Genomic DNA, 24,091 nt, shown 5'->3' on the forward strand with positions numbered 1-24,091 from the left:
TGGGGATCTAAATACTCACTTCTGAGTATTTTCCCGCTCCCTCAGCCGCCATCAAGAACTCTATTCCCTTGCGGGGGGGGGGGGATTATGTATATCTTTGTGGCGAAAACCTTTCCCTAATTTCCTTTTCATCACGATATCGGTGTTATGAACGCTTGTACCAAAACCTTACTGTCATTGCTGGTGACGCTGCTGACAGGTCTGACCTGTCTCGCCACGGACTACCACACACTGCTGAGAGATAAGACCACGGGCGAGGCGGTCGCCGGTGCGACTGCCCTCCTCCTGGCACCCGACTCGACGACCATTGCGGTGGTGGTCTCGGATGCCGAGGGGGCGGTGAGGCTCTCCGGCGAGGGAGCGTGCTGCCTCCGTATCTCGCACCTGATGTACCATCCGCTGACGGTCGACCTGGTCGGGGCGACGCTCCCCGACACCCTTCGTCTGGAGCCGCGGAGTGAGCTGCTAGAGGGGCTGGTGGTGAGTGCCGACCGTCCCGTGATGAAGCTGCTGGAGGGCGGCATATCGAGCTATGACGTGGAGCTGCTCTTCGAGAAGAGTCCCGTCTCCACCGCCTATGAGATGCTCTGCCGCCTGCCGGGGATGAGGGAGGAGGGCGGCGTGCCGGTGCTCGCCGGGGTGTCGGGCTTTACTCTGGTGATGAATGGCAAGCCCTCATCTCTGCCACAGGATCAGCTGCTGGAGCAACTCAAGTCCATACCGGTGTCACTGGTGGCGAGTGCGGAGATCTCCTACACGCCGATCGCCCGGTATCGGGCTAAGGGGGCGTCCGTCAATATTGTACTCAAGCACCAGTCCAGAGACCGGGTCACCTCCGGGCTCTCCGCACAGCTCTTTGGGACCTATACCTCTCAGTACTACAGCCGGTATGCTGCCGGGGGAAGTGCCCTATACACCTCTCCGAGCGGACTATCCGTCTCAGGGAGGTATGGTGCCGGTCTCGGTGACCGGATCTCCGATCTGTCGGTGGTGACCGGCCCCATCGGCTCCTTGCCGGAGATAAGGACACGCAATGTCGGGAAGAGCTCTTTCACCACCCATACCCTCTCGCTTGACCTGGGATACCGGAAGGGGCGCCACGACCTGTCGACGACGTACTACGGTACATTCTTCCCCAATAATCACTTTGCCGAAAAGGATATCGAGCGCTCTCATCCGATAGAGAAGGAGCAGGAGTCAACGCAGGGGACACACCACCTCAGCGTGGAGTATGGCTACGACGGACACCTGATGATCGGTGCCTTCTATACGGACTATCACCACAGCCAGTCTGTCACCTATGGCACCGGAATGGACGCAACGCCGAGTGAGGCCTTTGCCTTCGACAACGGTCAGCGGTCTCGTGTCGTGGGTGCGCATGTGGACAATAGCCACCGGCTGGGAGGCGGCTGGGGAATTGAGTATGGGAGCAAGTTCTCCCTCTCCCACACCGCCAATCGTCAGCAGTACTGGGTCGTCGCCGGAGAAACGCAGACGACTGACCCGACTGAGCGGGTGAGCCGGGAGCTGCTGGCGGACATATACCTGGGGGTCAAGAAGCAGCTCACCTCCGCGCTCTCCATTGATGCGACTCTCATCGGGGACTATGCCCGATACTACGGTCATGAGGAGACCTTCCGACTGATGCCTCAGGCCTCCCTCCTCTACAGGATCTCTCAGACGGATATGCTGCAACTCTCCTTTAACTCTCAGAAGAAGTACCCCGCCTACTTTGAGCGCGAGCCCTTCTCTACTCAGCGAAGTGCCCTCCAGGTGTGGCAGGGTAATCCCGATATCAGACCCTTCGTCACCTACAATGCGCAGGCGGTCTATGTGCTGAGGGGGAAGTACCAGTTCGTCATCAGCGATAACTACGCCCCTCACTGCTTCATCCAGCAGATGTATCTCGATCCGGAGCTGGAGAAGATCGTCTACAAGACCTGGAACTGGCACTACTACAATAACCTCAGCCTGACGGCGGTTGCGCCTCTTCCCAAGACTGATTGGTGGCAGGGACGGCTGGTGCTGGATGTCGGCTCCACGTGGATCAAGCTTGATGTGCCTTTTGTCGGGACCGTAGATCGCCGACGCACTTATCTATTTGGCTCTCTCTCCAATGACTTTGTGCTCAGCGAGCGTAACGGACTCACCGCCGGACTTGACTTATCCTATATCACGGGGAGCATGCAGGGGATCTATGACATCTCTGATCTGGCTAATCTGAGTGCGAGGATGAAGTGGGTCAGCCGGGACAAGAAGTGGAGCGTGACGGTACGGGGCAACGATCTCCTGGAGAAGGGATCGCCGAGGGTCAGGGCGAACCAAGGGGTGCAGCAGTTTGACTTTGTCCCCAGCCGACACGGGCGCAACTTCAGTCTGGACATCCGCTACACCTTTGGTAACTACAAGAGCGTGAAGAGCCCGTCGCTGCTGGACACCAGCCGCTTCGGTATGTAGTCCTGGTTTTAGGTACCTTGTGGGTCTCAACGATAGACACCTATTTATATATGAGTACCTACTTTAGATCCACACTCTTTGTCTCGCTCCTCATCCTGCTGTCGGCTCCGGTCGTACGGGCTCAGCAGTGGATGGACCCTGCCGATGCCGATCCCTGCCCGGTGCAGAGACGGCTGACGACAGACGCCGGTCTCTACGAGCGAGCTGGGAAGGGAAGCAGCTCCGATGGGCTGCTGGTGGAGTTTTACACCACCTCACCGACGATCCGCGTCCTGATCACAGCCGATGGGGCGATCTCATCGGGGATAGACCTCTTCGCCACCGACTGCGACGGAGTGACACGACCCTGCCGAGAGACAATGGTGGCGGGCGATCTCATCACCTTTTCCAAGCCTGAGACGAAGAGCACCCATAAATACGGCGACCGCTGCCGACTCTATCTGCCCCTCGGAGTGACGGTCACGTCGCTGCAAGTGGGCGTGGACGAAGGGGCGTACTTTGACTGGCTGCCCGACCGGGTGGAGCGACCGATCTTAGTCTGCCTGCCGGCGGAGCGTGGCATGAGTCCGTCAAAGACCCGTGCGGCTCGGCTGGAGCGCGAGCTGGACATCCCTGTAATCGCTGTCCCTGAGGGCTTGTCCAAGGAGGAGATGATGAAGTCCCGACCCCGCCTAATCCTTACAAGTGAAGCGAAAGATCTTGCCTCGGAGGCGAGAGAGGCACTGGGGCTGCCGACGAAGTGGGTCTGCCCGCCGGTGACGCAGTCGAGGGACCGGGAGTCCTACGTCTGGGAGCGGAGGCACAACGAGGTGATCCTCCGCAATCGGACCGCCAAGCCCAGCGTACTGGTGCTGGGCAACTCGATCATGCACTACTGGTCAGGCCTGCCGGCATCGCAGCACCACCGCGGGGATGACTCCTGGAGGAAGCTCTTCGGGGACCGCGTGGTGACCAATATGGGCTTCGGCTGGGATCGGGTGGAAAACCTCAACTGGCGCCTCACCCATGGAGAGATTGACGACTGCGACCCGGAGGTGATCCTCCTCGCCATCGGGACAAATAACCTCTCCGCCGGAGACGATAATCAGCACATCGCCCTAGGAATCGCTGAGACGGCGGCCCTTATCCGGCGTATGAAGCCCAAGGCTCAGCTCTACGTCCTCGGGGTGCTGCCCCGCAAGGATATGATGTCCCGGATCCGTCCGCTCAATATGCTGACCGAGTCGCTCATAAGCGTCATCCCCGGGGCCACTTTCATCGACGTCTCCGAGGGGCTGACAGAGGACGGCAAGCTCATCGACGCCCTCTTCCGCGACGGCCTGCACCCCAATGCCGACGGCTACCGCATCCTTGGCGACAACATCGCCCGCCGGGTGGACCTCTGATCCATTCTAAGCTGGTGGGGTATTGGAATTGAGGGGATAAAGGGGTACCTTTGCACCCGAATTATTCATTTATTCACTCACAACTAATAAGGTTACAGAGATGAACCATTACGAAACCGTTTTCATTTTAACTCCCATTTTGTCTGCCGACCAGACAAAGGAAACGGTGGATAAGTTCGCCAATCTGATCACCGACAACGGTGGTGTCGTGGTGAACTGTGAGGAGTGGGGTCAGCGCAAGCTCGCCTACCCGATCCACAAGCTATCTACCGGTAATTACTTCCTCCTCGAGTTTGACGCAGAGCCTGACTTTGTCGATACACTCGAGATCAACTTCCGCCGCGATGACCATGTCATCCGTTTCCTGACCTTCAAGCAGGATCGCTTTGCTCACGAGTACGCTGAGAAGCGTCGTCGCAACCACAAGGAGACTACCCCTGCTGCTACTGAGACTCCCGCTGAGGAGGCACAGGCAGAGTAAAGATCCGGTAACACAAGCACACTGACATATCATGGCAAAGAAGACATACAACAAGGGCAGAGCCAAGATGCGCTACCTGACCCAGCTGACCCGCGACAAGCAGAAGTACTGTCGCTTCAAGAAGGCCGGCATCAACTACATCGACTACAAGGACCCTGAGTACCTCAAGAGATTCCTCAACGAGCAGGGTAAGATCCTTCCCCGTCGCATCACCGGCAACTCGCTGAAGTTTCAGCGCCGAGTCGCTCAGGCGGTCAAGCGTGCTCGCCACCTTGCCCTCCTCCCCTACGTTACCGATCTGATGGAGAGGTAATCCGGGAGTCAGACAATCATTTTTTGAGAATACTAAAAGGAGACAGAATATGAAACTTATTTTGAAAGAGGATGTCCGTAACCTCGGCTTCAAGAACGAGATCGTAGACGTGAAGCCCGGATATGGTCGCAACTTTCTAATCCCTAAGGGTATGGCTGTGCTCGCTACCGAGAGCGCACTCCGTATACACGAGGAGAACCTCCGTCAGCAGGCAGGTAAGCTCGAGGCCTTCAAGGCTGAGGCGCAGAAGCGTGCCGACAAGCTGAGCGGTGCCAAGGTGGAGCTCTCCGCCAAGACCTCCTCTACCGGCAGTCTCTACGGCTCCATCACCACCACTATGGTGGCTGACGAGCTGGAGGCTCAGGGCTATGAGATCAATCGCAAGATGATCGAGATGCCCGGTATCAAGGAGATCGGTCAGTACGTTGCCAAGATCCGCTTCCACAAGGATATCGCTGTCGACGTACCTGTCATTGTCACCAGCGAGAATCCTGAGGATCTCGAGCTCCCGAAGGAGGAGGAGAAGCCGGCTGAGGAGCCTGTCGCTGCCTCCAATGAAGAGCAGGAGGGCGAGGAGGTCGCTGCTGAGAGCAACGAGACAGAGTCTGCTGAGTAATACTTAGCACATTCCCATTTGCACAAGGGGCGTGTCGGTTAGCCGGCACGCCCTTTTTTTATTCTCACTATCTCGCTTTATGGATTGTCTTTTTCCGGAGCAGAGTGTGGCAAACTAATATCGGTATAAGGTGAAACCATAGTCGGTAATAGTTGACACTAATACCGGTAATAGAATTGACTGATCGCTACCTGCTGGCAGTCAGTCTTGTGCAAGTAGACATGCAGAGCCGAAGAAACAGGATCAGAGTTGGGACTCCTTATGATGATTGGGTTGCAATGCATTCTTCTCGGAACGAGGTCGGAGACAAAGGAAAAGGGGTAAAAATGGGTATATTTGTGGCAAGAATAACATTACGGCTATGTGTGCTAAGAAAGACGACTGCTACTCTCTCCTCAGACATATCGACACTCCTGCGGATCTTAAGCGACTTGATCGCTCACAGCTTCCTCAGCTCTGTCGCGAGATCCGTCTCTACCTGACGGAGGTGCTGAGCCAGACTCCGGGACACTTCGGGGCCAGTATGGGAGCCGTGGAGATCGCTGTGGCAGTCCACTACGTCTACGATGCCCCGGAGGATAAGGTGATCTGGGATGTCGGGCACCAGGCCTATGCACACAAGCTACTGACCGGCAGGAGGGAGGCATTCCCCACTCTGCGACAGTGGGGCGGCATAAGCGGCTTCCTCCACCCGGGAGAGAGCATCTACGATGCCTTTATCTCCGGTCATGCGTCCAACTCTATCTCCGCCGCCGTCGGATATGCTGCCGGCAGCAAGCTGGACCATAAGGACAATCACATCATTGCCGTGATCGGTGATGGAGCTCTCTCGGGAGGGCTCGCTTTTGAAGGACTGAACAACGTCTCCGAGCGGCACAATAACGTCCTCGTCATCCTCAATGACAACCACATCTCTATCGACCCTGCGACGGGTGGACTGAGCCGGTATCTGGTCAAGTTCATCACCAGCCCGGAGTACAATAAGCTCCGCAACATAGGAGCGAAGGGACTCTCCAAGCTCAATCTGCTCACCGACTCGAGGAAGCGAAACCTCCAGCGCTTCAATAACAGCATCAAGGCACTGATGACCGACGAGGGAAATTTCTTCGAGGACTTCAGTATGCGCTACTTCGGCCCCATTGATGGCAATGACATCGAGACTTTTGTCTCTGTGCTGGAGGCGATCAAGGACTTCGAGGGACCGAAGCTGCTTCACGTCAAGACGATCAAGGGGAAGGGGTACAAGCCGGCAGAGGACAGCTCCGTCCTCTGGCACGCCCCGGGACGCTTCGACCTCCGCACCGGAGAGCTGGCAAAGAAAGGTAAGAAAAATGGAGCACCGGAGAAGTTTCAGGAGGTCTTTGGGAAAACCTTAGTCGAACTGGCCGACCTTGACGATCGGGTCGTAGGTATCACCCCCGCTATGATCTCAGGGAGCTCCATGGGGTATATGCTCCGCAAGTATCCAGACCGGGTCTTCGATGTCGGTATCGCCGAGGGGCACGCGGTCACCTTCTCTGCCGGACTGGCGCTCGAGGGGCAGATCCCATTCTGCAACATCTACTCCACCTTCCTCCAGCGGGCCGTCGACGAGGTGATCCACGATGTGGCTGAGCAGAGAGCCCCGGTAATCCTCTGCGTCGATCGTGCCGGGCTTGTCGGCAATGACGGAATGACGCATCAGGGTCTCTATGACCTCGCCTACCTGCGCTCCATCCCCGGCCTGACACTGATGTCCCCGATCGATGAGTGGGAGCTTCGGATGATGATGTACACCGCTTATAAGCACAAGGATGAAGGGCCCTTCGTCATCCGCTATCCGCGTGGCGAGGGCAGCAATGGCAGCTGGCGCATGCCACTGGAGGAGCTGCCGATCGGCAAGAGCGATGAGCTGGCAGAGGGGGAGGAGCTTGTGATCGTCACCTATGGTCCCGTGGGCGCTGTGGCTCGGCGTGTCGCAGAGCGCCTGAGGGAGGAGAAAAAGCAATCGGTGGGGCTGATCAACCTGCGCTTCCTCAAGCCCCTTGACACGGAGCTGCTGGATGACCTTCCACAGCGGTATCGTCAGATCCTCACCATCGAGGATGCGGCTCTCGCTGGGGGGATGGGGAGTACCCTCCTCGAGTACTACGCCGACCGAGGGGTGACGATCCCGATCCACCGTCTCGGTGTCGGAGATGAGTACATCCGTCACGGAGATGTGGCGATACAGCGTGCCTATGTAGGCATCGACGAGGAGGGGATAAGGACTGAGGTGGAGAGCCTCTTGGATAGAGTATAAGCGATGAGAGTATTTATAGTAGGAGCAGGAGAGACCGGCACCCACTTAGCCAAGCTGATCAGTCAGCAGGAGCACCACGACGTAATCTTGATGGACGAGGATCCGGAAAAGGTGGACTTTGCCTACGACAACTCGCTCGAGATCATGCCCATCGTAGGTAATCCCACCTCCATCCGTCAGCTGAAGCATGCCGGGGTGGAGGGGGCGGATCTCTTTGTCGCTGTAACCCCCTCTGAGAGTGCCAATATCCTCACCTGTATGATCGCTCATCGGATGGGGGTCAAGAAGACCCTCGCCCGTGTGAGTAACTACGATTACTTCCTCCCCGAGTACCTTCCTTACATCAATGGCCTTGGCGTCGATGAGATGGTCTACCCGGAGGCACTGGCCGCCCAAGAGATCTACAATGGCCTCCGCCTACCCTGGACACGCCAGTACTGGCGACTCTTTGGTGGACGGCTCCACCTCTGCGCCTCTCGCATCACGAAGCACTCCCCCTTGCTGGGTAAGCGGCTTATGGAGTTGTCGGACCTCGACGAGAAGCACTTCCACATCATCTCGATTGTCCGTGGTCGGGAGAGCTTTGTCCCGAGAGGAAATGACACTCTGGAGGTCAATGACATCGTCTACGTCGCCTGCAATACTCAAAACTTGGACACCGTGCGCGAGTATTGCGGTCAGCCTAAGGTGGATGTCCGTAAGGTGATCATTATGGGGGGCAGTCACATTGCGCTCCGCACGTCAGAGTTGCTGCCACACGATATGAGCGTGAAGATCATCGAGCGGGACCTGGATAAGTGCCGGGAGATCTCCGAGCTGACCAACGACAACACCCTGGTCATCCACGGTGATGCCGCCGACTCCGACCTCCTGATCTCGGAGGGGATCCGAAATACACAGGCATTCCTCGCGCTCACCGGCAGCTCCGAGATCAATATGATCGCAACGATGAACGCCAAGCACCTCGGCATCCCCCGCACCGTAGCAGAGATCGAGAATGTCGACTACCTCGACATCGCCAGTCAGCTCGGCATCGGTAACATCGTGAATAAGAAGATCATCGCTGCCAGCAAGATCATCCGCCACCTCCACCGGATAGATATATCGGATGCGAAGACGATGGCGATAGGTCATGGAGATGTGCTGGAGATCGTCATCACAGAGGGCAGTAGCATCACCAAGGCACCCATCAAGGACCTAAAGATCCCCCGCAGCATCACTCTCGGAGGCTTCCTCAGGGATGGGGAGGTCTACCTCGTGGAGGGGCACACAATCCTGAAGCCGGGAGACACCGTCCTCGTCTTCAATATCAACGCCAGCGACGCTGAGCTAGATGACCTCTTCAAGTAAAGCACTGAGCTGAGCCATGCTAAGGGAAGACTTTTTCGTAGACGATTACCAGCCGACAAAGCGACTCCTCAACTTCCGCTTTGTCCTCAGGACGATGGGCGAGCTCTGTATGGTGCTCTTCCCCTTCCTCGTCATCGCCCTCTTTATCTCGCTCTACTACCCGTACGATACCGGTACAAAACCTCTCGCCATCACTGCCGGAATCGATGCGGCTGTGGGTGCCCTGCTGATCCTTCTCGGCAAGGATCAGGGAAATACCAACATCGGCTCTCGAGAGGGAGTCATGACGGTGACGATCAGCTGGTTCTTAGTCTCCCTCATCGGTATGCTTCCATATCTGCTGGGTAGCTATATCACCTCTGCGTCGGCAGCATTCTTTGAGGCTATGTCCGGCTTTACCACCACGGGAGCTACAGTCATCAGCCGGGTGGAGGACGTCCCGAGGAGCATCCTCTTCTGGCGCGCATCGACACAGTGGCTCGGTGGACTGGGTATCATCGCCTTTCTTGTCGCACTCATACCTATGTCAGGGCAGCGGGCTACGACGATCTTCAATAGCGAAGCGACCGGGGTGACACACCAGAAGTTTGACCCCCATATCGGGACTATGGCGAAGTGGCTCATCGTCATCTATGTGAGCTTCACGATCCTCTGCATCCTGCTCTTCGGGATCGGTCCCATGAGCTGGTACGATGCAGTCTGCCACACCTTCTCGTGCGTATCGACGGGAGGCTTCAGCACTCACTCCGAGTCGATCGGCTTCTTCCACTCCACCTACACAGAGCTGGTGGCGATCACCTTTATGCTGCTGGGAGCGACTCAGTTCTCGCTGATCTACTTTGCGATCGTTAAGCGGCAGCCGAAGCGCCTCTTTCAGGACAGCGAGCTCCGCTGGTTTCTCTCCTTGGTGCTCATCATGACGACCATTGGGGCCATATGGCTCTGGTACTCAGGTTACTTTGACGCTGGGGATGCTTTTCTCAAGAGTCTCTTCGCCGTTACCACACTCGGGACGACCACTGGTTTCTTCTCCGGTGACTACTCCATCTGGGGGAGCTTCTTTGCCCTGATCGTGATAGCGTGCATGTTTATCGCCGGCTGCTCCGGCTCCACTTCAGGAGGTTTGAAAGTGGTCCGCTTCGAGGTGTTGGCAAAGAACCTCAGTAAGGAGCTGGTCCGGCGCGTCCACCCCAATGTCGTCTCCACCATACGAATGGGCAACACCCCCATCACCGACAAGGTGGTGGTGCAGGTCACCTCATTCTTCTTCGCCTATTCAGCTCTCGCCATCACTGCGACCGGTGTGATCACCGCTGAGGGATACAATCTGACCGACTCCTTCTCCTGCGCAGTCTCCTGCCTCTCCAATTCCGGGGGCGGTCTGGGCGTCTTCGGTCCGCATGGCGGCCTCTCATCGCTAAGCAGCGTGACGCACATTTTCCTCTCGTTGCTGATGGTGATGGGTCGACTGGAGATCTTCACCGTGCTCTCACTCTTCCACCCTAGCTATTGGCGGAGCTGAGAGCCTATCCTAATCTTACATAATACAGTAAAGCAATGACAGACACCAATCATAAGAGCGAGGAGATGAATCTCGAGGATATCCGGCGCGACTACAACGTCGGCTCACTCTCGCACAGCGATATGACGAAGGACCCGCTCGACAAGTGTCGCGAGTGGCTCGAGGATGCCCTTAGGCTCAATGTGATAGAGCCGACAGCCCTGATCGTCAGCACGGCTACCCTCGATGGACAGCCCTGTACCCGCACGGTGTTGCTGAAGGAGATCTCCGAGGATGGGAAGTTTATCTTCTACTCCAATTACGAGAGCCGCAAGGGGCACCAGATCGACCTCAACCCCAAGGTGAGTCTCACCTTCCTCTGGCACCAGCTTCAGCGCCAGATCCATATCGAGGGTATCTGTCAGCATGTCGCCCCGGAGGTGTCTGATGCCTACTTCGCCAAGCGCCCCTACAAGAGTCAGGTCGGCGCTCGGATATCGCCACAGAGCCATCCGATCCCCAATCGGATGTTCATCGTGACCGAGTTTGCCAAGGAGGCGCTGAAGGTGGGAGTAAAGGTGCCTCGCCCCGAGAGCTGGGGAGGCTATGAGGTGACGGCTCACCGGATCGAGTTTTGGCAGGGACGTCCCAGCCGCCTGCATGACCGATTCCTATACCTCCTGCAGGAGGATGGCAGCTGGTCCCTTACGCGAATTGCTCCGTAACAGGAGAGACAATAAAAAATAACTTGCGAATCAAGCAAAATAGACTTACATTTGCAGTGTGTTTTTCATAGTATTAGATTTTAGGTTAATATTAGGACGCAGAGCTGTCGAGAGACAGTTTTCTCCTAAGCCCCTTTAGGGCGACAACACAAGCCCCCTTGCAGACCCACGTCCGCAAGGGGGTTTTTGGTGTGTGAGGGGGGCGGAAGTGAGCGGAAAAAATCGTACCTTTGCGCTAATATCGAGGGTCTTATGGATCCGACACAGCGACATTGGTCCTATAGCTCAGTTGGTTAGAGCACCTGACTCATAATCAGGGAGTCCACGGTTCAAGCCCGTGTGGGACCACAGAGAGGAGAATGGTTGTAAGTTGCTATACATCAGCGGTTACAGACCATTCTCCTCTTTTTTTTGCAGATATAGGATCTCTATAGACCGCAAGAGATGCATCAGGAGGGTAGCCTACTCGATCAATATTACCACATTAACCCGCACATATCCCGCAAAATCCGCGTACTATGATAAGAGTATGTTGCCTTTAACATTTTATCAAAAAAAAAAACTATGCAGATCCGGCGAGATTACCTATCTTTACTTGTGAGTTTTAAGGACTTTAGGTGATGAGATTAGTCTCGACCCAATAACAACAACCGGTGATATGGTCGTGCAAAATGGAAGCTATTTCCATATTAGAGATCCTCACTGATGATGGACAACGTACGACTAAGCAACTTACTTACGTCTCCACGGATGAGGACGGGGATAAGCACTACAATTGTAGCTCGGCCAACTCGGATCTGGAAGAAAAGGCAACTAGTAAAGTGCTTGGGGACCCTATCCGACAGCTCTCCATTGCCAAGGTAATACGTATTGACTAAAGTAACATATGATAAAGAGAATACTTACAGCCACATCCATCCTCCTGCTCGCATGCAGTTGTTCAAGTGGCAATGCTGACACCTTATCTGATAGCTGGAGAGATCAGCAGAGACTGCCTGCAGACGTAACCGAGGTATGTGAGCAGACCTTGATCAGCCTGCCCGACACTGACCTTGACGGCCAACACTATGATGTATGCTATAAGCTGGATGACATCGGTCGGGTGGTGGATGAGATAAGCATTGACACCGATTTTAGTATGTCCTCTAAGACCTACATATATCAGGGCGACAACGTAATGCCTGATAGCTGTGTTGTCGAGGATGGTAATGGCGTGGAGGAGCGTCGTGCGGTCCCGAGAGGGCAACAGATACAGCAGGACGCTGATGACTACTCTATAGCGTGGACATATGACGATAAGGGCAGGGTAACGCAGTCCCGCTATACTTATAAGGCGACCGGTAAGGTGACGATGCAGCTCGACAGCGAGTATAACGACCGAGGGGAGCTGATCCGAGAGACCGACACCTCATACGGAGAGACTACCATCTGGACGTATGTATACAGCTACGCACCTGACGGGGACTATTGGCTCACCCGCCAAAAGTATGAGAGCCGTCAAGATGGCCCGAGGGAGCTCCGAGAGACCACCACACGCACCCTAAAGCGCAAGTGACTGCGCAATTTTTGCGCAACGGATATGCTGGAAACGTCATAAACACCACCTATTCAGCGGTTTATAAGTTGTCTTTTCCTGACTCATAACCAGGGAGTCCACGACTCTTCAAGCCCGTGTGGGACCACTTTGATCATCCAGAGAGTGCGAAAGGAGCTTCCGCACTCTCTGGCTTTTTTGGAGGGGCTTATCTAATACCGATATTAGGTGACACTAATACCGATATTAGAAAAGTCTAATATCGGTATTAGATTTCATCCACACAGGCACCAGTCGGAAGGGCACGAGAGGAGCAGCTCAGCCACACCCCCTGAGGGTCGGTCGAGAGGAGAGCAGGAGGTGTGGAAATTTGGGTAACTTTGTCGGTCACTAATGATACACAGAAAAATCAATGGGTAAGAAATTTAAGTCAAGAAAAGAGAAGAGTAGTCAGGCATTTAGGGACTCGTCCTACAAGCCGAGTAAAAAAGAGCGGGGTTTCTCTCGCTACAGGAGGGATGTCATCGACTACTTCACCAGCCATGCCAATGTCTGTGTATCTGTCGACGAGATCTGCGAGACGGTCGGCGCTGATGATGGATCGGAGAAGCAGATGGTCAGAGAGGTGCTTGATCAGCTGATGCGCGAGAAGCTCATCCAGGCAGGTGCCGCCAGTGACGAGTTCATTTACCGGACAAAGAATACGAAGCTCGTGGGATCCTTCCGCCGCAAGGCCGGCAAGGGACACAATTTCTTCTACCCCGAGGATGGTAGCGACCCGATCCGCGTAGCGGAGCGAAACTCTGCTCACGCCTTTGATGGCGACAAGGTAATGGTGCAGCTGTTGGCTCTGCGTCCTGGACAGGAGATCGAGGGCGAGGTGATCGAGATACTGGAGCGGGTGGTGACCAATTTTGTCGGCGTCATGTCGATCAGCAACGGCTACAACTTCCTCATCACGGACAGCCGTAAGCTGGACAATGACATCCTGATCCCGGATCGCAACCTCAATGGCGCTCAGGATGGCGAGAAGGTACTGGTCCATGTGCTGGAGTGGCCGGACCATGCCAAGAATCCTGTCGGTGAGGTGATCTCACGCCTCGGAGAGCCGGGGAGCAACGACACCGAGATGCATGCGATACTCGCAGAGTATGGTCTGCCCTACTCCTATCCGGAAAATCTGGAGCAGTACGCCAATGACCTCGATGAGCAGATGGCATACAATCCGAAGTACAAGAGAGAGGACTACCGTGACCGACTCACCTTTACCTGCGACCCGGAGTCTGCGAAGGACTACGATGACGCACTCTCCTACAAGGACCTCGGAGACGGCACCTACGAAGTGGGCGTCCACATTGCCGACGTCACCTCTTACGTCACCCCCGGAGACCCGATCGACGAGGAGGCCTCTCAGCGTGCGACCAGCGTCTACTTAGTCGACCGCACCGTGCCGATGCTGCCGGAGCGACTCTGCAACGACCTCTGCTCCCTCCGCGCAGGTGTGGACAGGCCCGCATTCTCCTGCATCTTCCGTATGAATCCCCTCGGCACTGTGCTCGACTACCATGTCGCCCGCACCGTGATCCATAGTGACTACCGATTTAAGTACGAGGAGGTGCTGGAGGTGATCGATGGTCAGCCCGGTGTGACGCCCGAGATAGAGGAGGCGATCCATAGGCTGGATGAGATGGCCAAGGCTCTGAGGAAGAAGCGCTTCGAGCACGGTTCGATCGAGTTTGAGCAAGAGGAGCTGGAGTTTGACCTCGACGAGAAGGGTAAGCCTATCGCTGTCCATGTGAGGGAGAATACCGATGCCAATCGCCTGATCGAGGACTATATGCTGCTCGCCAATCGCACCGTCGCCAAGCACATTGCTAAGCTGGCCAAGGAGCGGGACGAGAAGGTCCCACCCTTTATCTATCGTGTGCACGACAGGCCGGACGAGGAGCGGCTGCAGAACTTTGCCGAGTACGTAGAGCGGCTGGGGTACAAGTTTGTCTACACCGGTGATGCCCAGTCCATCTCCGACAACCTCAATAAGCTCCTTGAGGAGATCAAGGGGAAGCCGGAGGAGAATGTGATTCAGATCCTTGCAATCCGCACGATGTCCAAGGCTGTGTACCAGACAGAGAATATTGGTCACTTCGGGCTCGGATTTGAGTTTTACACCCACTTCACCAGCCCTATCCGCCGCCACCCTGATATGATGGTCCACCGCCTCCTGTGGCAGTATATGACCACCGGGAAGAGTGCTGACAGGAGCGACCTCGATGCCATCTGCGAGCACGACTCTGAGATGGAGAAGACGGCTGCCGATGCGGAGCGCTCCTCTGTTAAGTACAAGCAGATCGAGTATATGCAGGAGCGACTGGGACAGGAGTTTGAGGGCATGGTCAGTGGTGTCAAGGACTTCGGGATCTTTGTGGAGATCAAGGAGAATGGCTGCGAGGGACTGGTGCCGATCCGTGACCTCAGCGATGACTTCTACGAGTACGATGACAAGACTATGGCCCTCGTGGGTATCAATACCCGCCGTCGCTATGCCCTCGGTGATATGATCAAGATCCGTGTCGCACGAGCCGATCTCCAGAAGAGGTTCCTCGACTTTGAGCTAGCGGATAAGCCGGCCGGTCAGCCTCAGGATGATCATCGTAGAGGAGGCTATGACTCACACCGCGGTGGCGGTCGTGGCGGTAACCGTTCAGGTCGCAGACACTGACAGAGGAGATCGGACGACATGCGCGATGAGGATCGTAAGATAGAGGGTCTGGAGGACTTCGATATACGTGGTGTCGAGCTCGGGAGTGATCCACTACCCCCCTCTCTCTCAGAGGATGGGCGAAAGGATCCCGACAAGCTCCTGAGGCCGCAGCGCTTTGAGGACTTCACCGGTCAGCCCGATGTGGTGGGCAATCTCAGCGTCTTCGTCAAGGCGGCGAAGATGCGAGGTGAGACGCTCGACCACGTCCTGCTCCATGGTCCGCCCGGACTGGGGAAGACCACCCTCTCTCAGATCATTGCAAATGAGCTCGGTGTGGGGATCAAGGTTACCTCAGGCCCGGTGCTGGATAAGCCGGGAGACCTTGCCGGTGTACTCACTTCCCTCGAGCCGGGAGAGGTGCTCTTCATCGATGAGATCCATCGCATGCCGCCCGTGGTGGAGGAGTACCTCTACTCTGCCATGGAGGACTACCGGATCGACATCCTGATCGACAAGGGTCCAGGAGCGAGGAGCATTCGCCTTGACCTTGAGCCCTTTACCCTCATCGGGGCCACCACACGAAGCGGTCTCCTGACTGCTCCGCTGCGGGACCGCTTTGGGATCAATATGCACCTCGAGTACTACGATGCGGAGATGCTGCGGGAGATCGTCCTCCGTAGTGCCGGCATACTGGGGATCGAGTGTGAGGAGCGCGCGGCGACAGAGATCGCCAATCGCAGTCGCTGCACACCTCGTGTGGCCAATGCGCTCCTGAGGAGAGTGCGCGACTTCGCTCAGGTCAAGGGGACCGGCAAGGTGACGCACGAGGTGGCTTGCTATGCCCTCGAGGCGCTCAATATCGATGAGTACGGACTGGATCAGATCGACCGGAAGATCCTCTTGGCAATCATGGACAAGTTTGAGGGCGGTCCGGTGGGCGTCGAGACCATCGCCACCTCCATAGGAGAGGATGCCGGCACCGTCGAGGATGTCTACGAGCCCTTCCTGATCAAGGAGGGCTTCCTCAAGCGGACCCCCAGAGGGCGCGTCGTCACCTCGCTGGCCTACACCCACTTTGGCCGACCCTCTCAGGCGCCGGCTCGGGGACAGATGCTCTGGGATGAGCAAGATTTCTCACTCTAAAGACTTATGGCACAGGGTGGTGGTATGAAGAGTCTGGCCAAGGACACAGTGGTCTATGGCCTTACGAATATCGTCAGCAAGTTTCTCAATTGGCTTCTGGCACCCCTCTACATCCGGGTGCTGGCAACCTCGGCGGAGTATGGCATAGTGACCAATCTCTACGCCTGGGTCAGTGTGATCTTAGTGGTGCTGACGCTTGGCCTGGAGACGGGGCTCTTCCGCTTTATCAATACCTCCGATAAGCCGCAGCAGGTCTACGCCACCTGCCTCAAGGTGCTGTCGGTCCCGGTGCTGCTCTTCCTCCTCATCGGTCTCACCCAGACGCAAGCGATAGCGGACTTCCTGAAGTACCCCCTTCACCCGGAGTACGTGGGGATGTTTGTCGTCATCGTGGCGCTGGATGCCCTGATGTCACTCCCCTTTGCCTACTTGCGGTATCAGCATAAGCCCTGGCGCTTTGCCTTCTACAAGTTCCTCTTCATCGGTCTCAATATCTTCTTCAACCTCTTCTTCCTCATCGTCTGTCCGCGACTCGAGGCAGCGGGGTACGCTCTCCCCGGCTGGCTCTACCGATCCGGCATGGGGGTTGGCTACATCTTCATCTCCAACCTCCTCGCCTCCGGCATCGAGGCGCTGATGATGCTGCCGCTCTTCCGGTACGGGATCAAGGGCTTTGACCGGGAGCTCCTGCCCAAGCTGGCACTCTACTGCGGTCCGCTGGTGCTGCTCGGGCTGGCGGGGGATTTCAATAAGATGGCCGGTCAGGTGCTGATCCCCTACCTCTATGCCGACCACGGTGAGGGGATGACGGCGCTCGGGATCTTTGGCGGAAACCTCAAGATCTCGGTCATCATGGTGATGTTCCTACAGGCCTTCCGCTTCGCTTACGACCCCTTCGTCTTTAGCAAAATGAAGTCGCGTGACGCCGGTCAGGCCTACACGATGGCGATGACCTACTTCATCCTCTTCGCCTCGGTGATCTTCGTGGGGGTGATGTACTGGATCGATGTCTTCAAGGTCATCGTCCGCCCTGACTACTACTCTGGGCTGGTCATCGTGCCGTGGATGATGTTCAGCGAGATCCTCTTTGGGATCTACTACAACCTCTCGGTGTGGTACAAAGTGACCGACCGGACCTACTACGGGGCGCTCTTTGCCGTGATCGGACTGGTCGTCACACTGACGATCATCACGCTGGGCGTCCCCCGCTTCGGCTTCATCGCCTGTGCATGGGCCGCCGTCAGCTGCAATCTCGTCATGCTTCTCCTCTCCTACGTCCTCGGTCAGCGCCACCATCCGATAGCTTACCGGACACGGTCGGATCTCGGGATCCTGGCGCTGGGAGCGCTCTTCTACTTCGGGGGGATGCAGATCCACCCCGAGAGTGTGGCACTCACACTTGTACTCCGTACACCCCTCCTACTGATCTACATCGGTCTTGCGGGCTACCTCTTTACTCCTGTTTTTGCTCAATTACGTCATCGTAGATAATGAGTACCCAACCATCCAATCCCACTCCTGAAGAGGCTGAGAAGCAAGAGCCTCAGATAAAGAAAAAAGAAGGTCTCATCGGCTTCCTCAAGGAGTACTTCGACCTCGGTCTCGATAAGGAAAATGAGCTGAAGACCATCGAGTCCATCGCTGCTGACGTCGACTTTAAGGGTCCCAAGATGTGGATCCTGATCTGTGCGATCTTCATTGCCGCACTGGGGCTCAATATGAACTCGACCGCCGTCATCATCGGTGCGATGCTCATCTCCCCGCTTATGGGTCCTATCCTCGGCTTTGGCCTCGGTCTCGGGATCACAGATTTCGATCTGGTCAAGAGGAGCCTCAAGAATCTCGGTATGATGACCCTCATCGGCATCACCACTGCTACAGTCTACTTCCTCCTCTCGCCTATGGAGGCTCCCACAGGTGAGTTGCTGGCTCGCACGCAGCCTACATTCTACGACGTGCTGATCGCTTCCTTCGGCGGTCTGGCAGGCATCACCGCCGGTGCCAGTAGGAATAAAGGGAATGTGATCCCCGGTGTCGCCATCGCCACCGCCCTTATACCCCCGCTCTGTACAGCAGGATATGGTATCGCGACGATGAACCTCCACTACTTCATTGGAGCCTTCTACCTCTACATCATCAACGCTGTCTTTATCGGTCTCGCCACCTACATCACTGTCCGCGCGCTCGACTACCCGCGGGTCACATATGTCGATAAGAAGCGGGGTCGGATGCTCAATCGCGCCGTTGCTGTCATCGTCATCTGCACACTCCTGCCCAGTATTTACTTGGCAGTACGGATGGTACAGACCTCGGTCAAGGAGCAGGCAGAGCGAGCTTTCATCCGCTCTGAGGTCGCTGGCGATGACCGCTATGTCCTCTCCTACGACTCCTACAAGCGTGGCGACTCCACTTTTATAACCGTGAATGTACTCGGCTCTGAGATCACCGAGGAGGAGGAGAAAGTGCTGGATGCGAAGCTCGACGGCTATGGTCTCCGCAAGACCGCTTTGATGATCCAGCAAAACTACGACCGGCAAAACGCTCAGCGCCTCCGCTCCTCGATCCTCAGTGACGTATACAAGGGCGATGGCGGACGCGGAACCGCTGACCTCGTCGCTTACCAGCACTACCAGATCGACTCACTGCAGAGACTGCTCTCCCAGTATGCCATTATCGGAGAGGAGTCGAAGCGACTTGCCGTCGATATGAAGGCGCTCTTCCCTGAGGTGAGTCAGCTGGAATTCGGCGACGTGATCACCTACAATCAGGACTCTCTCGAGGTCATCAGTCCGGATACGACCTTCCTTGTCCGGATCTACACGCCCTCAAGCAAGCTCACCGAGGAGAGAGAGCAGACCATACGTCGCTGGGTGGCCATTCGGATCCCCAAGTCGAGGGTAGACATCCTCACTTCAGCCAAGAAGAAGTAGAGGTATGAATACCCACGGCAAGCTCTTTCGTCTCACCACCTTTGGCGAGTCGCATGGTCCCTGTATCGGAGGGGTCATCGACGGCTGCCCTGCCGGTCTCAGAGTCGACAACGATGAGATGGCGCATCAGCTTGCCCGCAGGCGTGGTGGAGCCTCCGAGGGATCGACCGCGCGGCGGGAGAGTGACCGGGTCGACTTCGTCTCCGGTCTCTTGGACGGCGTCACTACCGGCACGCCGCTCGCCTTCCTGATCCCCAATGAGCAGCACCGGAGCTCCGACTACGACCGACTGAGCGATGTCTTTCGCCCCTCGCATGCGGACTATACCTATACTAAGAGGTACGGCATCCGGGACTGGCGGGGTGGTGGCAGGGCATCAGCCAGAGAGACAGCAGTCCGCGTGGTGGGCGGGACCATCGCCCGCCAGATCCTCCGAGAGGAGGTGGGGCTGGAGATCGTCTCCTACACCTCACGGCTGGGAGGCTTGGGGCTACCGGATAGTTATATGGATGAGGTAGACAGCGCCGAGGTGGAGGCTTCCGAATACGGCTGTCCTGACCCGGCTACAGAGCAGCAGATGGAGGCACTGGTCCGTCAGGCTCGTGCCGACGGTGACTCCCTCGGGGGTGTGGTCTCGACGCTGGTGCGAGGTGTGCCTGCCGGGTGGGGAGACCCGCTCTACGACAAGCTCTCTGCCGACCTTGCTTCGGCGATGATGAGTATCAATGCCGCCAAGGGCTTTGAGATCGGGGACGGCTTTGCCCTCGCTGAGATGATGGGGAGAGAGGCTAATGATCCTTTTGTCACTAATGAAAAGGGCGAAATCCGAACCTCCACCAATCACTCGGGAGGCATCCAGGGCGGCATCTCCAATGGGGAAGTAATCCGCTTCCGAACCGCCTTCAAGCCCATCGCCTCCATTGCTCGCCCTCAGTTTACAGTAGACACCGATGGTCATCCCACCGATCTCACTATCTCCGGTCGCCACGACTGCTCCGTCTTCCCCCGCGTGCTACCTATCGTTGATGCCATGACGGCACTCGTCCTCGTCGACCAGTACCTGCTCCTCCGTGGGGCAGGACCCCTGTCGTGAGGCTTACTCCTCCGCCCCGTTTCTATGCCCTGAGGTGCGGATCAGCTCCAATAGCTCCTGGTACAGCGGATCATCGATAGAGGTGGCGAGGAGATAGGGAAGATCCTTTCCCTCCTCGAGACGCTCTCTGATGTCCGTCGAGGAGACCTCGTACGTCGGCACATCGTCGATCACTCGCGTCCGGACTGGCATCTCAAAGTCCTCCGACAGATGGTATCCCGGTCGCGGGTAGACCAGTATGTCCGTCGTCTGTGTCAGCTCATCGCTATGGTACCACTTATGGAGCCAGAGCAGGCTGTCGAGCCCCATCAGGAGTGTAAAGTGACTGTCCGGGTACTTCTCATGGAGGTATTGCATCGTCCGGAGGGTGTAATTGGGCTGTGGCAGCTCCCACTCATCGAGGCTTAGACGGATCTTAGGGTGCTCCCGCAGGAGACTCTCTGCCCAGCGCCGCCTGAAGTCGTCCGGTAGCAGCAGGTTGTCCTCCTTGAAGGGGTTGCTCGGTGTGAGCGAAAACCACAGCTCATCAAAGCGGTCCCTCATCTGCTCGATGATGTAATTGGCGAGGCAGAGATGACCGATATGCAGGGGGCTATAGGAGCCGGGGTAGAAGAGTATCTCGCGCATCCGTTACACGTCAGCAGTAAGGAAATCCTCAATGGCACGAGCAGCAGCCTGACACGCCTCCTCAAGGTCGTCATTCACGACGATCGCATCGTACTTGGGAGCAAAAGAGAGCTCCGTCTCGGCCTTGGCGAGCCTGCGCTCAATCACCTCGGGGGCATCCGTCCCCCTCCGCTCCAGTCGCTCCCGCAGACGCTCAATACTCGGAGGCTGTATGAAGAGCGTCAGCGCTCTGTCACCATAGATCTTCTTGACATTAAGTCCCCCCTGCACGTCGATGTCGAGGATCACATTCTCCCCCTGAGCCAGCGTCCGGTCCACCTCACTCCGGAGCGTCCCATAGAAGCATCCGGGATAGACCTCCTCGTACTCCAGGAAGTCCCCCTCCCCGATCCGCTTCCTGAAGTCCTCCTCCGAGAGGAAGTAGTACTCGACGCCATCCCGCTCGTTGCCACGCGGCTTGCGCGAGGTGGCAGAGATGGAGAAGCGGCCCCGGAGGCCATACTCACTCATAAGTTTATTGATGATCGTGCTCTTACCCGAGCCGCTGGGGGCGGAGAAAATGATTAGCTTGCCTTGCATGTAGGGGAGTAAAAAGTGATTGATACTATCTATCTCAAGTCAAAGGTACCAACTTTTTGCCGTCTCCCCTTTTCATCCCCGAAAGTTCCCGCTCACCTCCGAGGAAAGGCCCAAGGCAGCTGACAGCAGGGTCGGTTGTGCAATAGAAAGCTTTTATCTAACTTTGCACGAGTAGGGAAGGGGTCTCCGAGATCTCACATCATTGCCCTACCCTCTCTCACGCGCAGATACCAAAGTGGCCAACTGGGGCTGACTGTAAATCAGCTGGTTTTCACCTTCGGTGGTTCGAATCCGCCTCTGCGCACCATTCATTATCACTCTTTACCCTATCGTCACATCCACGTCGCTCACCACCTGACGTGATCTACTGAGTGACTGGCGGATCGGTGCTTCTATACCCCGATCGGGGAGTCGCCAAGGGGGTGTGTCTCCATGCTTCAGTGAGAGCCCCCGACCATCGCATCCTTATGAGCCGATAGGGACAGAAAGACTAATTCCAATCCATTTATATGTACACCATCACTGAGCTCTCCAAGCTAAGCAGAGAAGACCTCAATAAAGTGGCTGCTGATCTTAAGGTAAAAACCAGCCCGGACACCGAGGCACGCGAGATCATCTACGGCATACTCGATGCCCAGGCGGTCCACGTAGCCACCAAGACCAAGGGTCAGACCGACTCGACCACTCCTCGCCAGAGCAACAACAAGCGCACCCGAAGCACGGCAAACAATCGCTCCACCGGCAAAGACAAGAAGTCGGAGGAGGGCGACCCCGCTAAGGAGACGAAGAAGGAGGACAAGCCCGCTACCCAGAAGAAGCGCGGACGCCCTCGCAAAAACCAGGCAGAGAGCAAGCAGGAGAGCGAGAGCGCCAAGGATAAGGACAAGGACAAAGACAAGGAGAAGAATAGTCAGCCGAAGAAGGAAGACTCGAGGTCAGCCAACGAAAAGGAGGCCAAGGAAACTCCCACGGAGAAGAAGACGGTCTTTGTGAATAAGAATGCCACAGACACCGTCCTCGATGACCTGATGGGCATGCTCACCCCCAACCCTCGACCCTCTCAGCAGAGCAGTAAGCCCTCAGAGCCTAAGAAGAGCGAGCCCCACAAGGAGTCCACTCCGGCAAAGCACGAGCAGCCCTCTGAGGAGGCGCCTAAGGAACAGGAGAACAGAGAGGAGTCTATGAAAAGTCTGCCGAGCAACCAGGGCCCGAAGCGCCCCGTCAGCCAGGGATCGTACGACTTCGGTGACGCACTTACCGCCACCGGAGTGCTTGAGGTGCTGCCTGACGGCTATGGATTCATCCGCTCTGCAGACTACAATTACCTCTCCTCTCCGGACGATGTCTACGTGTCACAGAGCCAGATCAAGAACTATGGTCTCAAGACAGGAGACGTGGTAGAGGCGGTCATCTCCGCCCCGAAGAGCCAGGATAAGTTCTTCCCCATGAAGAAGCTGATCCGCCTCAATGGCTGCGACCCCAAGGTGGTACGCGACAGGGTCCCCTTTGACCACCTACTCCCCGTCTTCCCGACAGAGAAATTCAAGCTCGAGGTACCCAGCTCGGCTCACGTCTACGACCGGACGGCGACTCGCATCTTTGACCTCTTCTCCCCGATCGGTAAGGGTCAGCGCGGTCTGATCGTCGCTCAGCCCAAGACAGGTAAGACGATGTTGCTCAAGGATGTGGCCAATGCCATTGCCTACAACCACCCCGAGGTATATATGATCGTCCTCCTGATCGATGAGCGACCGGAGGAGGTGACCGATATGCGTCGCAATGTGGATGCAGAGGTGATTGCCTCCACCTTTGACGAGCCGGCAGAGGAGCATGTCAAGATCTCCGAGCTGGTGCTTCAGAAGGCAAAGCGCTTGGTCGAGTGCGGACACGATGTGGTGATCCTCCTCGACTCCATCACCCGCCTCGCACGCGCCTACAATACAGTCCAGCCCGCCTCCGGTAAGGTACTCTCCGGTGGTGTCGATGCCAATGCGCTCCAGAAGCCTAAGCGTTTCTTCGGTGCGGCTCGCAATATCGAGCACGGTGGCTCGCTGACGATCCTTGCCACCGCACTGATCGATACGGGATCCAAGATGGACGAGGTGATCTTTGAGGAATTCAAGGGTACCGGCAATATGGAGCTGCAGCTCGACCGCAAGCTCTCCGACAAGCGCATCTTCCCGTCCATCGATCTCAATGCCTCCGGCACTCGTCGCGATGACCTGCTACAGAGCGAGGATACGCGCCGCCGTATGTGGATCCTCCGCCGTCAGCTCGCCGATATGAATACTCAGGAGGCGATGGAGTTTGTCCTAAAGCAGATCCGTGGCACGGTGGATAATGTCGAGTTCCTCGCATCGATGAATAGCTAATGG

Annotated in this window: 18 protein-coding genes and 2 tRNA genes; 18 read left to right on the top strand and 2 right to left on the bottom strand. The window is 56.6% G+C overall.

What is annotated here, in order from left to right; all coding sequences use genetic code 11:
• The first annotated feature begins 147 nt into the window (after nucleotides 1-147).
• The 16 genes from AC1EKE_RS00735 to aroC all read left to right on the top strand — a co-directional run bounded on the left by AC1EKE_RS00735 (nucleotide 148) and on the right by aroC (nucleotide 20,510).
• Entirely contained in the window at nucleotides 148-2,457 is a 2,310-nt protein-coding gene (locus AC1EKE_RS00735; RefSeq protein ID WP_297127069.1) for an outer membrane beta-barrel protein, read from the top strand.
• A 50-nt stretch (nucleotides 2,458-2,507) separates the two neighbouring features.
• Nucleotides 2,508-3,842 (top strand): GDSL-type esterase/lipase family protein, encoded by a 1,335-nt coding sequence (locus AC1EKE_RS00740; protein WP_480307557.1) that lies wholly within the window; start codon nucleotides 2,508-2,510, stop codon nucleotides 3,840-3,842.
• A 100-nt stretch (nucleotides 3,843-3,942) separates the two neighbouring features.
• Entirely contained in the window at nucleotides 3,943-4,323 is a 381-nt protein-coding gene (rpsF, locus tag AC1EKE_RS00745; protein ID WP_296163234.1) for a 30S ribosomal protein S6, read from the top strand.
• Nucleotides 4,324-4,354: 31 nt separating this feature from the next.
• Nucleotides 4,355-4,636, top strand: a complete 282-nt coding sequence (rpsR, locus tag AC1EKE_RS00750; RefSeq protein WP_018107163.1) for a 30S ribosomal protein S18 — start codon at nucleotides 4,355-4,357, stop codon at nucleotides 4,634-4,636.
• A 49-nt stretch (nucleotides 4,637-4,685) separates the two neighbouring features.
• Nucleotides 4,686-5,252 (top strand): 50S ribosomal protein L9, encoded by a 567-nt coding sequence (rplI, locus tag AC1EKE_RS00755; protein ID WP_480307560.1) that lies wholly within the window; start codon nucleotides 4,686-4,688, stop codon nucleotides 5,250-5,252.
• 361 nt (nucleotides 5,253-5,613) lie between these two features.
• Nucleotides 5,614-7,533: a 1-deoxy-D-xylulose-5-phosphate synthase gene (gene dxs / locus AC1EKE_RS00760; protein WP_480307562.1), complete on the top strand. Its 1,920-nt coding sequence runs from the start codon at nucleotides 5,614-5,616 to the stop codon at nucleotides 7,531-7,533.
• Between the two features lie 3 nt (nucleotides 7,534-7,536).
• The gene (gene trkA, locus AC1EKE_RS00765; RefSeq protein WP_297127084.1) at nucleotides 7,537-8,883 is read left to right on the top strand and encodes a Trk system potassium transporter TrkA; all 1,347 of its coding nucleotides are present in this window, start codon (nucleotides 7,537-7,539) and stop codon (nucleotides 8,881-8,883) included.
• Between the two features lie 16 nt (nucleotides 8,884-8,899).
• Entirely contained in the window at nucleotides 8,900-10,405 is a 1,506-nt protein-coding gene (locus tag AC1EKE_RS00770) for a TrkH family potassium uptake protein (protein WP_480307565.1), read from the top strand.
• A 35-nt stretch (nucleotides 10,406-10,440) separates the two neighbouring features.
• Complete coding sequence (pdxH, locus tag AC1EKE_RS00775) at nucleotides 10,441-11,109, top strand: pyridoxamine 5'-phosphate oxidase (RefSeq protein ID WP_480307567.1); 669 nt, start codon at nucleotides 10,441-10,443, stop codon at nucleotides 11,107-11,109.
• 274 nt (nucleotides 11,110-11,383) lie between these two features.
• A tRNA-Ile gene (locus AC1EKE_RS00780) sits at nucleotides 11,384-11,457 on the top strand.
• Between the two features lie 538 nt (nucleotides 11,458-11,995).
• On the top strand, nucleotides 11,996-12,664 hold the full coding sequence (locus AC1EKE_RS00785) for a hypothetical protein (protein WP_296164566.1): 669 nt from the start codon (nucleotides 11,996-11,998) through the stop codon (nucleotides 12,662-12,664).
• A gap of 391 nt (nucleotides 12,665-13,055) precedes the next feature.
• The gene (rnr, locus tag AC1EKE_RS00790) at nucleotides 13,056-15,362 is read left to right on the top strand and encodes a ribonuclease R (protein WP_480307569.1); all 2,307 of its coding nucleotides are present in this window, start codon (nucleotides 13,056-13,058) and stop codon (nucleotides 15,360-15,362) included.
• Between the two features lie 18 nt (nucleotides 15,363-15,380).
• Complete coding sequence (gene ruvB / locus AC1EKE_RS00795) at nucleotides 15,381-16,487, top strand: Holliday junction branch migration DNA helicase RuvB (RefSeq protein ID WP_296165414.1); 1,107 nt, start codon at nucleotides 15,381-15,383, stop codon at nucleotides 16,485-16,487.
• Between the two features lie 6 nt (nucleotides 16,488-16,493).
• Entirely contained in the window at nucleotides 16,494-17,978 is a 1,485-nt protein-coding gene (locus tag AC1EKE_RS00800; RefSeq protein WP_480307572.1) for a lipopolysaccharide biosynthesis protein, read from the top strand.
• Nucleotides 17,978-19,417, top strand: coding sequence for a TIGR00341 family protein (locus AC1EKE_RS00805; protein WP_480307574.1), 1,440 nt, complete (start codon nucleotides 17,978-17,980; stop codon nucleotides 19,415-19,417). The genes AC1EKE_RS00800 and AC1EKE_RS00805 overlap by 1 nt, the downstream gene beginning before the upstream one ends.
• 4 nt (nucleotides 19,418-19,421) lie before the next feature.
• Nucleotides 19,422-20,510: a chorismate synthase gene (gene aroC / locus AC1EKE_RS00810; RefSeq protein WP_480307576.1), complete on the top strand. Its 1,089-nt coding sequence runs from the start codon at nucleotides 19,422-19,424 to the stop codon at nucleotides 20,508-20,510.
• A 3-nt stretch (nucleotides 20,511-20,513) separates the two neighbouring features.
• On the opposite strand, the gene nadD is transcribed toward aroC, so the two are convergent.
• The gene (gene nadD, locus AC1EKE_RS00815) at nucleotides 20,514-21,137 is read right to left on the bottom strand and encodes a nicotinate (nicotinamide) nucleotide adenylyltransferase (protein ID WP_480307578.1); all 624 of its coding nucleotides are present in this window, start codon (nucleotides 21,135-21,137) and stop codon (nucleotides 20,514-20,516) included.
• Between the two features lie 3 nt (nucleotides 21,138-21,140).
• Nucleotides 21,141-21,716 carry a guanylate kinase gene (gmk, locus tag AC1EKE_RS00820; protein WP_480307580.1) on the bottom strand — a complete coding sequence of 192 codons (576 nt, stop codon included), beginning with the start codon at nucleotides 21,714-21,716 and terminating at the stop codon, nucleotides 21,141-21,143.
• A gap of 221 nt (nucleotides 21,717-21,937) precedes the next feature.
• On the opposite strand from gmk, the gene AC1EKE_RS00825 reads away from it, so the two are divergent.
• Nucleotides 21,938-22,023, top strand: a tRNA-Tyr gene (locus tag AC1EKE_RS00825).
• 202 nt (nucleotides 22,024-22,225) lie between these two features.
• Entirely contained in the window at nucleotides 22,226-24,088 is a 1,863-nt protein-coding gene (gene rho, locus AC1EKE_RS00830) for a transcription termination factor Rho (RefSeq protein WP_480307582.1), read from the top strand.
• Nucleotides 24,089-24,091 lie beyond the last annotated feature (3 nt).

This window comes from Porphyromonas sp. C0041D3 (assembly GCF_056590575.1).

Bases quoted from the DNA above. Each gene is read 5' to 3' on its own strand.
- AC1EKE_RS00735 (WP_297127069.1), top strand. From the start codon at position 148: ATGAACGCTTGTACCAAAACCTTACTGTCATTGCTGGTGACGCTGCTG.
- AC1EKE_RS00740 (WP_480307557.1), top strand. From the start codon at position 2,508: ATGAGTACCTACTTTAGATCCACACTCTTTGTCTCGCTCCTCATCCTG.
- rpsF (WP_296163234.1), top strand. From the start codon at position 3,943: ATGAACCATTACGAAACCGTTTTCATTTTAACTCCCATTTTGTCTGCC.
- rpsR (WP_018107163.1), top strand. From the start codon at position 4,355: ATGGCAAAGAAGACATACAACAAGGGCAGAGCCAAGATGCGCTACCTG.
- rplI (WP_480307560.1), top strand. From the start codon at position 4,686: ATGAAACTTATTTTGAAAGAGGATGTCCGTAACCTCGGCTTCAAGAAC.
- dxs (WP_480307562.1), top strand. From the start codon at position 5,614: ATGTGTGCTAAGAAAGACGACTGCTACTCTCTCCTCAGACATATCGAC.
- trkA (WP_297127084.1), top strand. From the start codon at position 7,537: ATGAGAGTATTTATAGTAGGAGCAGGAGAGACCGGCACCCACTTAGCC.
- AC1EKE_RS00770 (WP_480307565.1), top strand. From the start codon at position 8,900: ATGCTAAGGGAAGACTTTTTCGTAGACGATTACCAGCCGACAAAGCGA.
- pdxH (WP_480307567.1), top strand. From the start codon at position 10,441: ATGACAGACACCAATCATAAGAGCGAGGAGATGAATCTCGAGGATATC.
- AC1EKE_RS00785 (WP_296164566.1), top strand. From the start codon at position 11,996: ATGATAAAGAGAATACTTACAGCCACATCCATCCTCCTGCTCGCATGC.
- rnr (WP_480307569.1), top strand. From the start codon at position 13,056: ATGGGTAAGAAATTTAAGTCAAGAAAAGAGAAGAGTAGTCAGGCATTT.
- ruvB (WP_296165414.1), top strand. From the start codon at position 15,381: ATGCGCGATGAGGATCGTAAGATAGAGGGTCTGGAGGACTTCGATATA.
- AC1EKE_RS00800 (WP_480307572.1), top strand. From the start codon at position 16,494: ATGGCACAGGGTGGTGGTATGAAGAGTCTGGCCAAGGACACAGTGGTC.
- AC1EKE_RS00805 (WP_480307574.1), top strand. From the start codon at position 17,978: ATGAGTACCCAACCATCCAATCCCACTCCTGAAGAGGCTGAGAAGCAA.
- aroC (WP_480307576.1), top strand. From the start codon at position 19,422: ATGAATACCCACGGCAAGCTCTTTCGTCTCACCACCTTTGGCGAGTCG.
- nadD (WP_480307578.1), bottom strand. From the start codon at position 21,137: ATGCGCGAGATACTCTTCTACCCCGGCTCCTATAGCCCCCTGCATATC.
- gmk (WP_480307580.1), bottom strand. From the start codon at position 21,716: ATGCAAGGCAAGCTAATCATTTTCTCCGCCCCCAGCGGCTCGGGTAAG.
- rho (WP_480307582.1), top strand. From the start codon at position 22,226: ATGTACACCATCACTGAGCTCTCCAAGCTAAGCAGAGAAGACCTCAAT.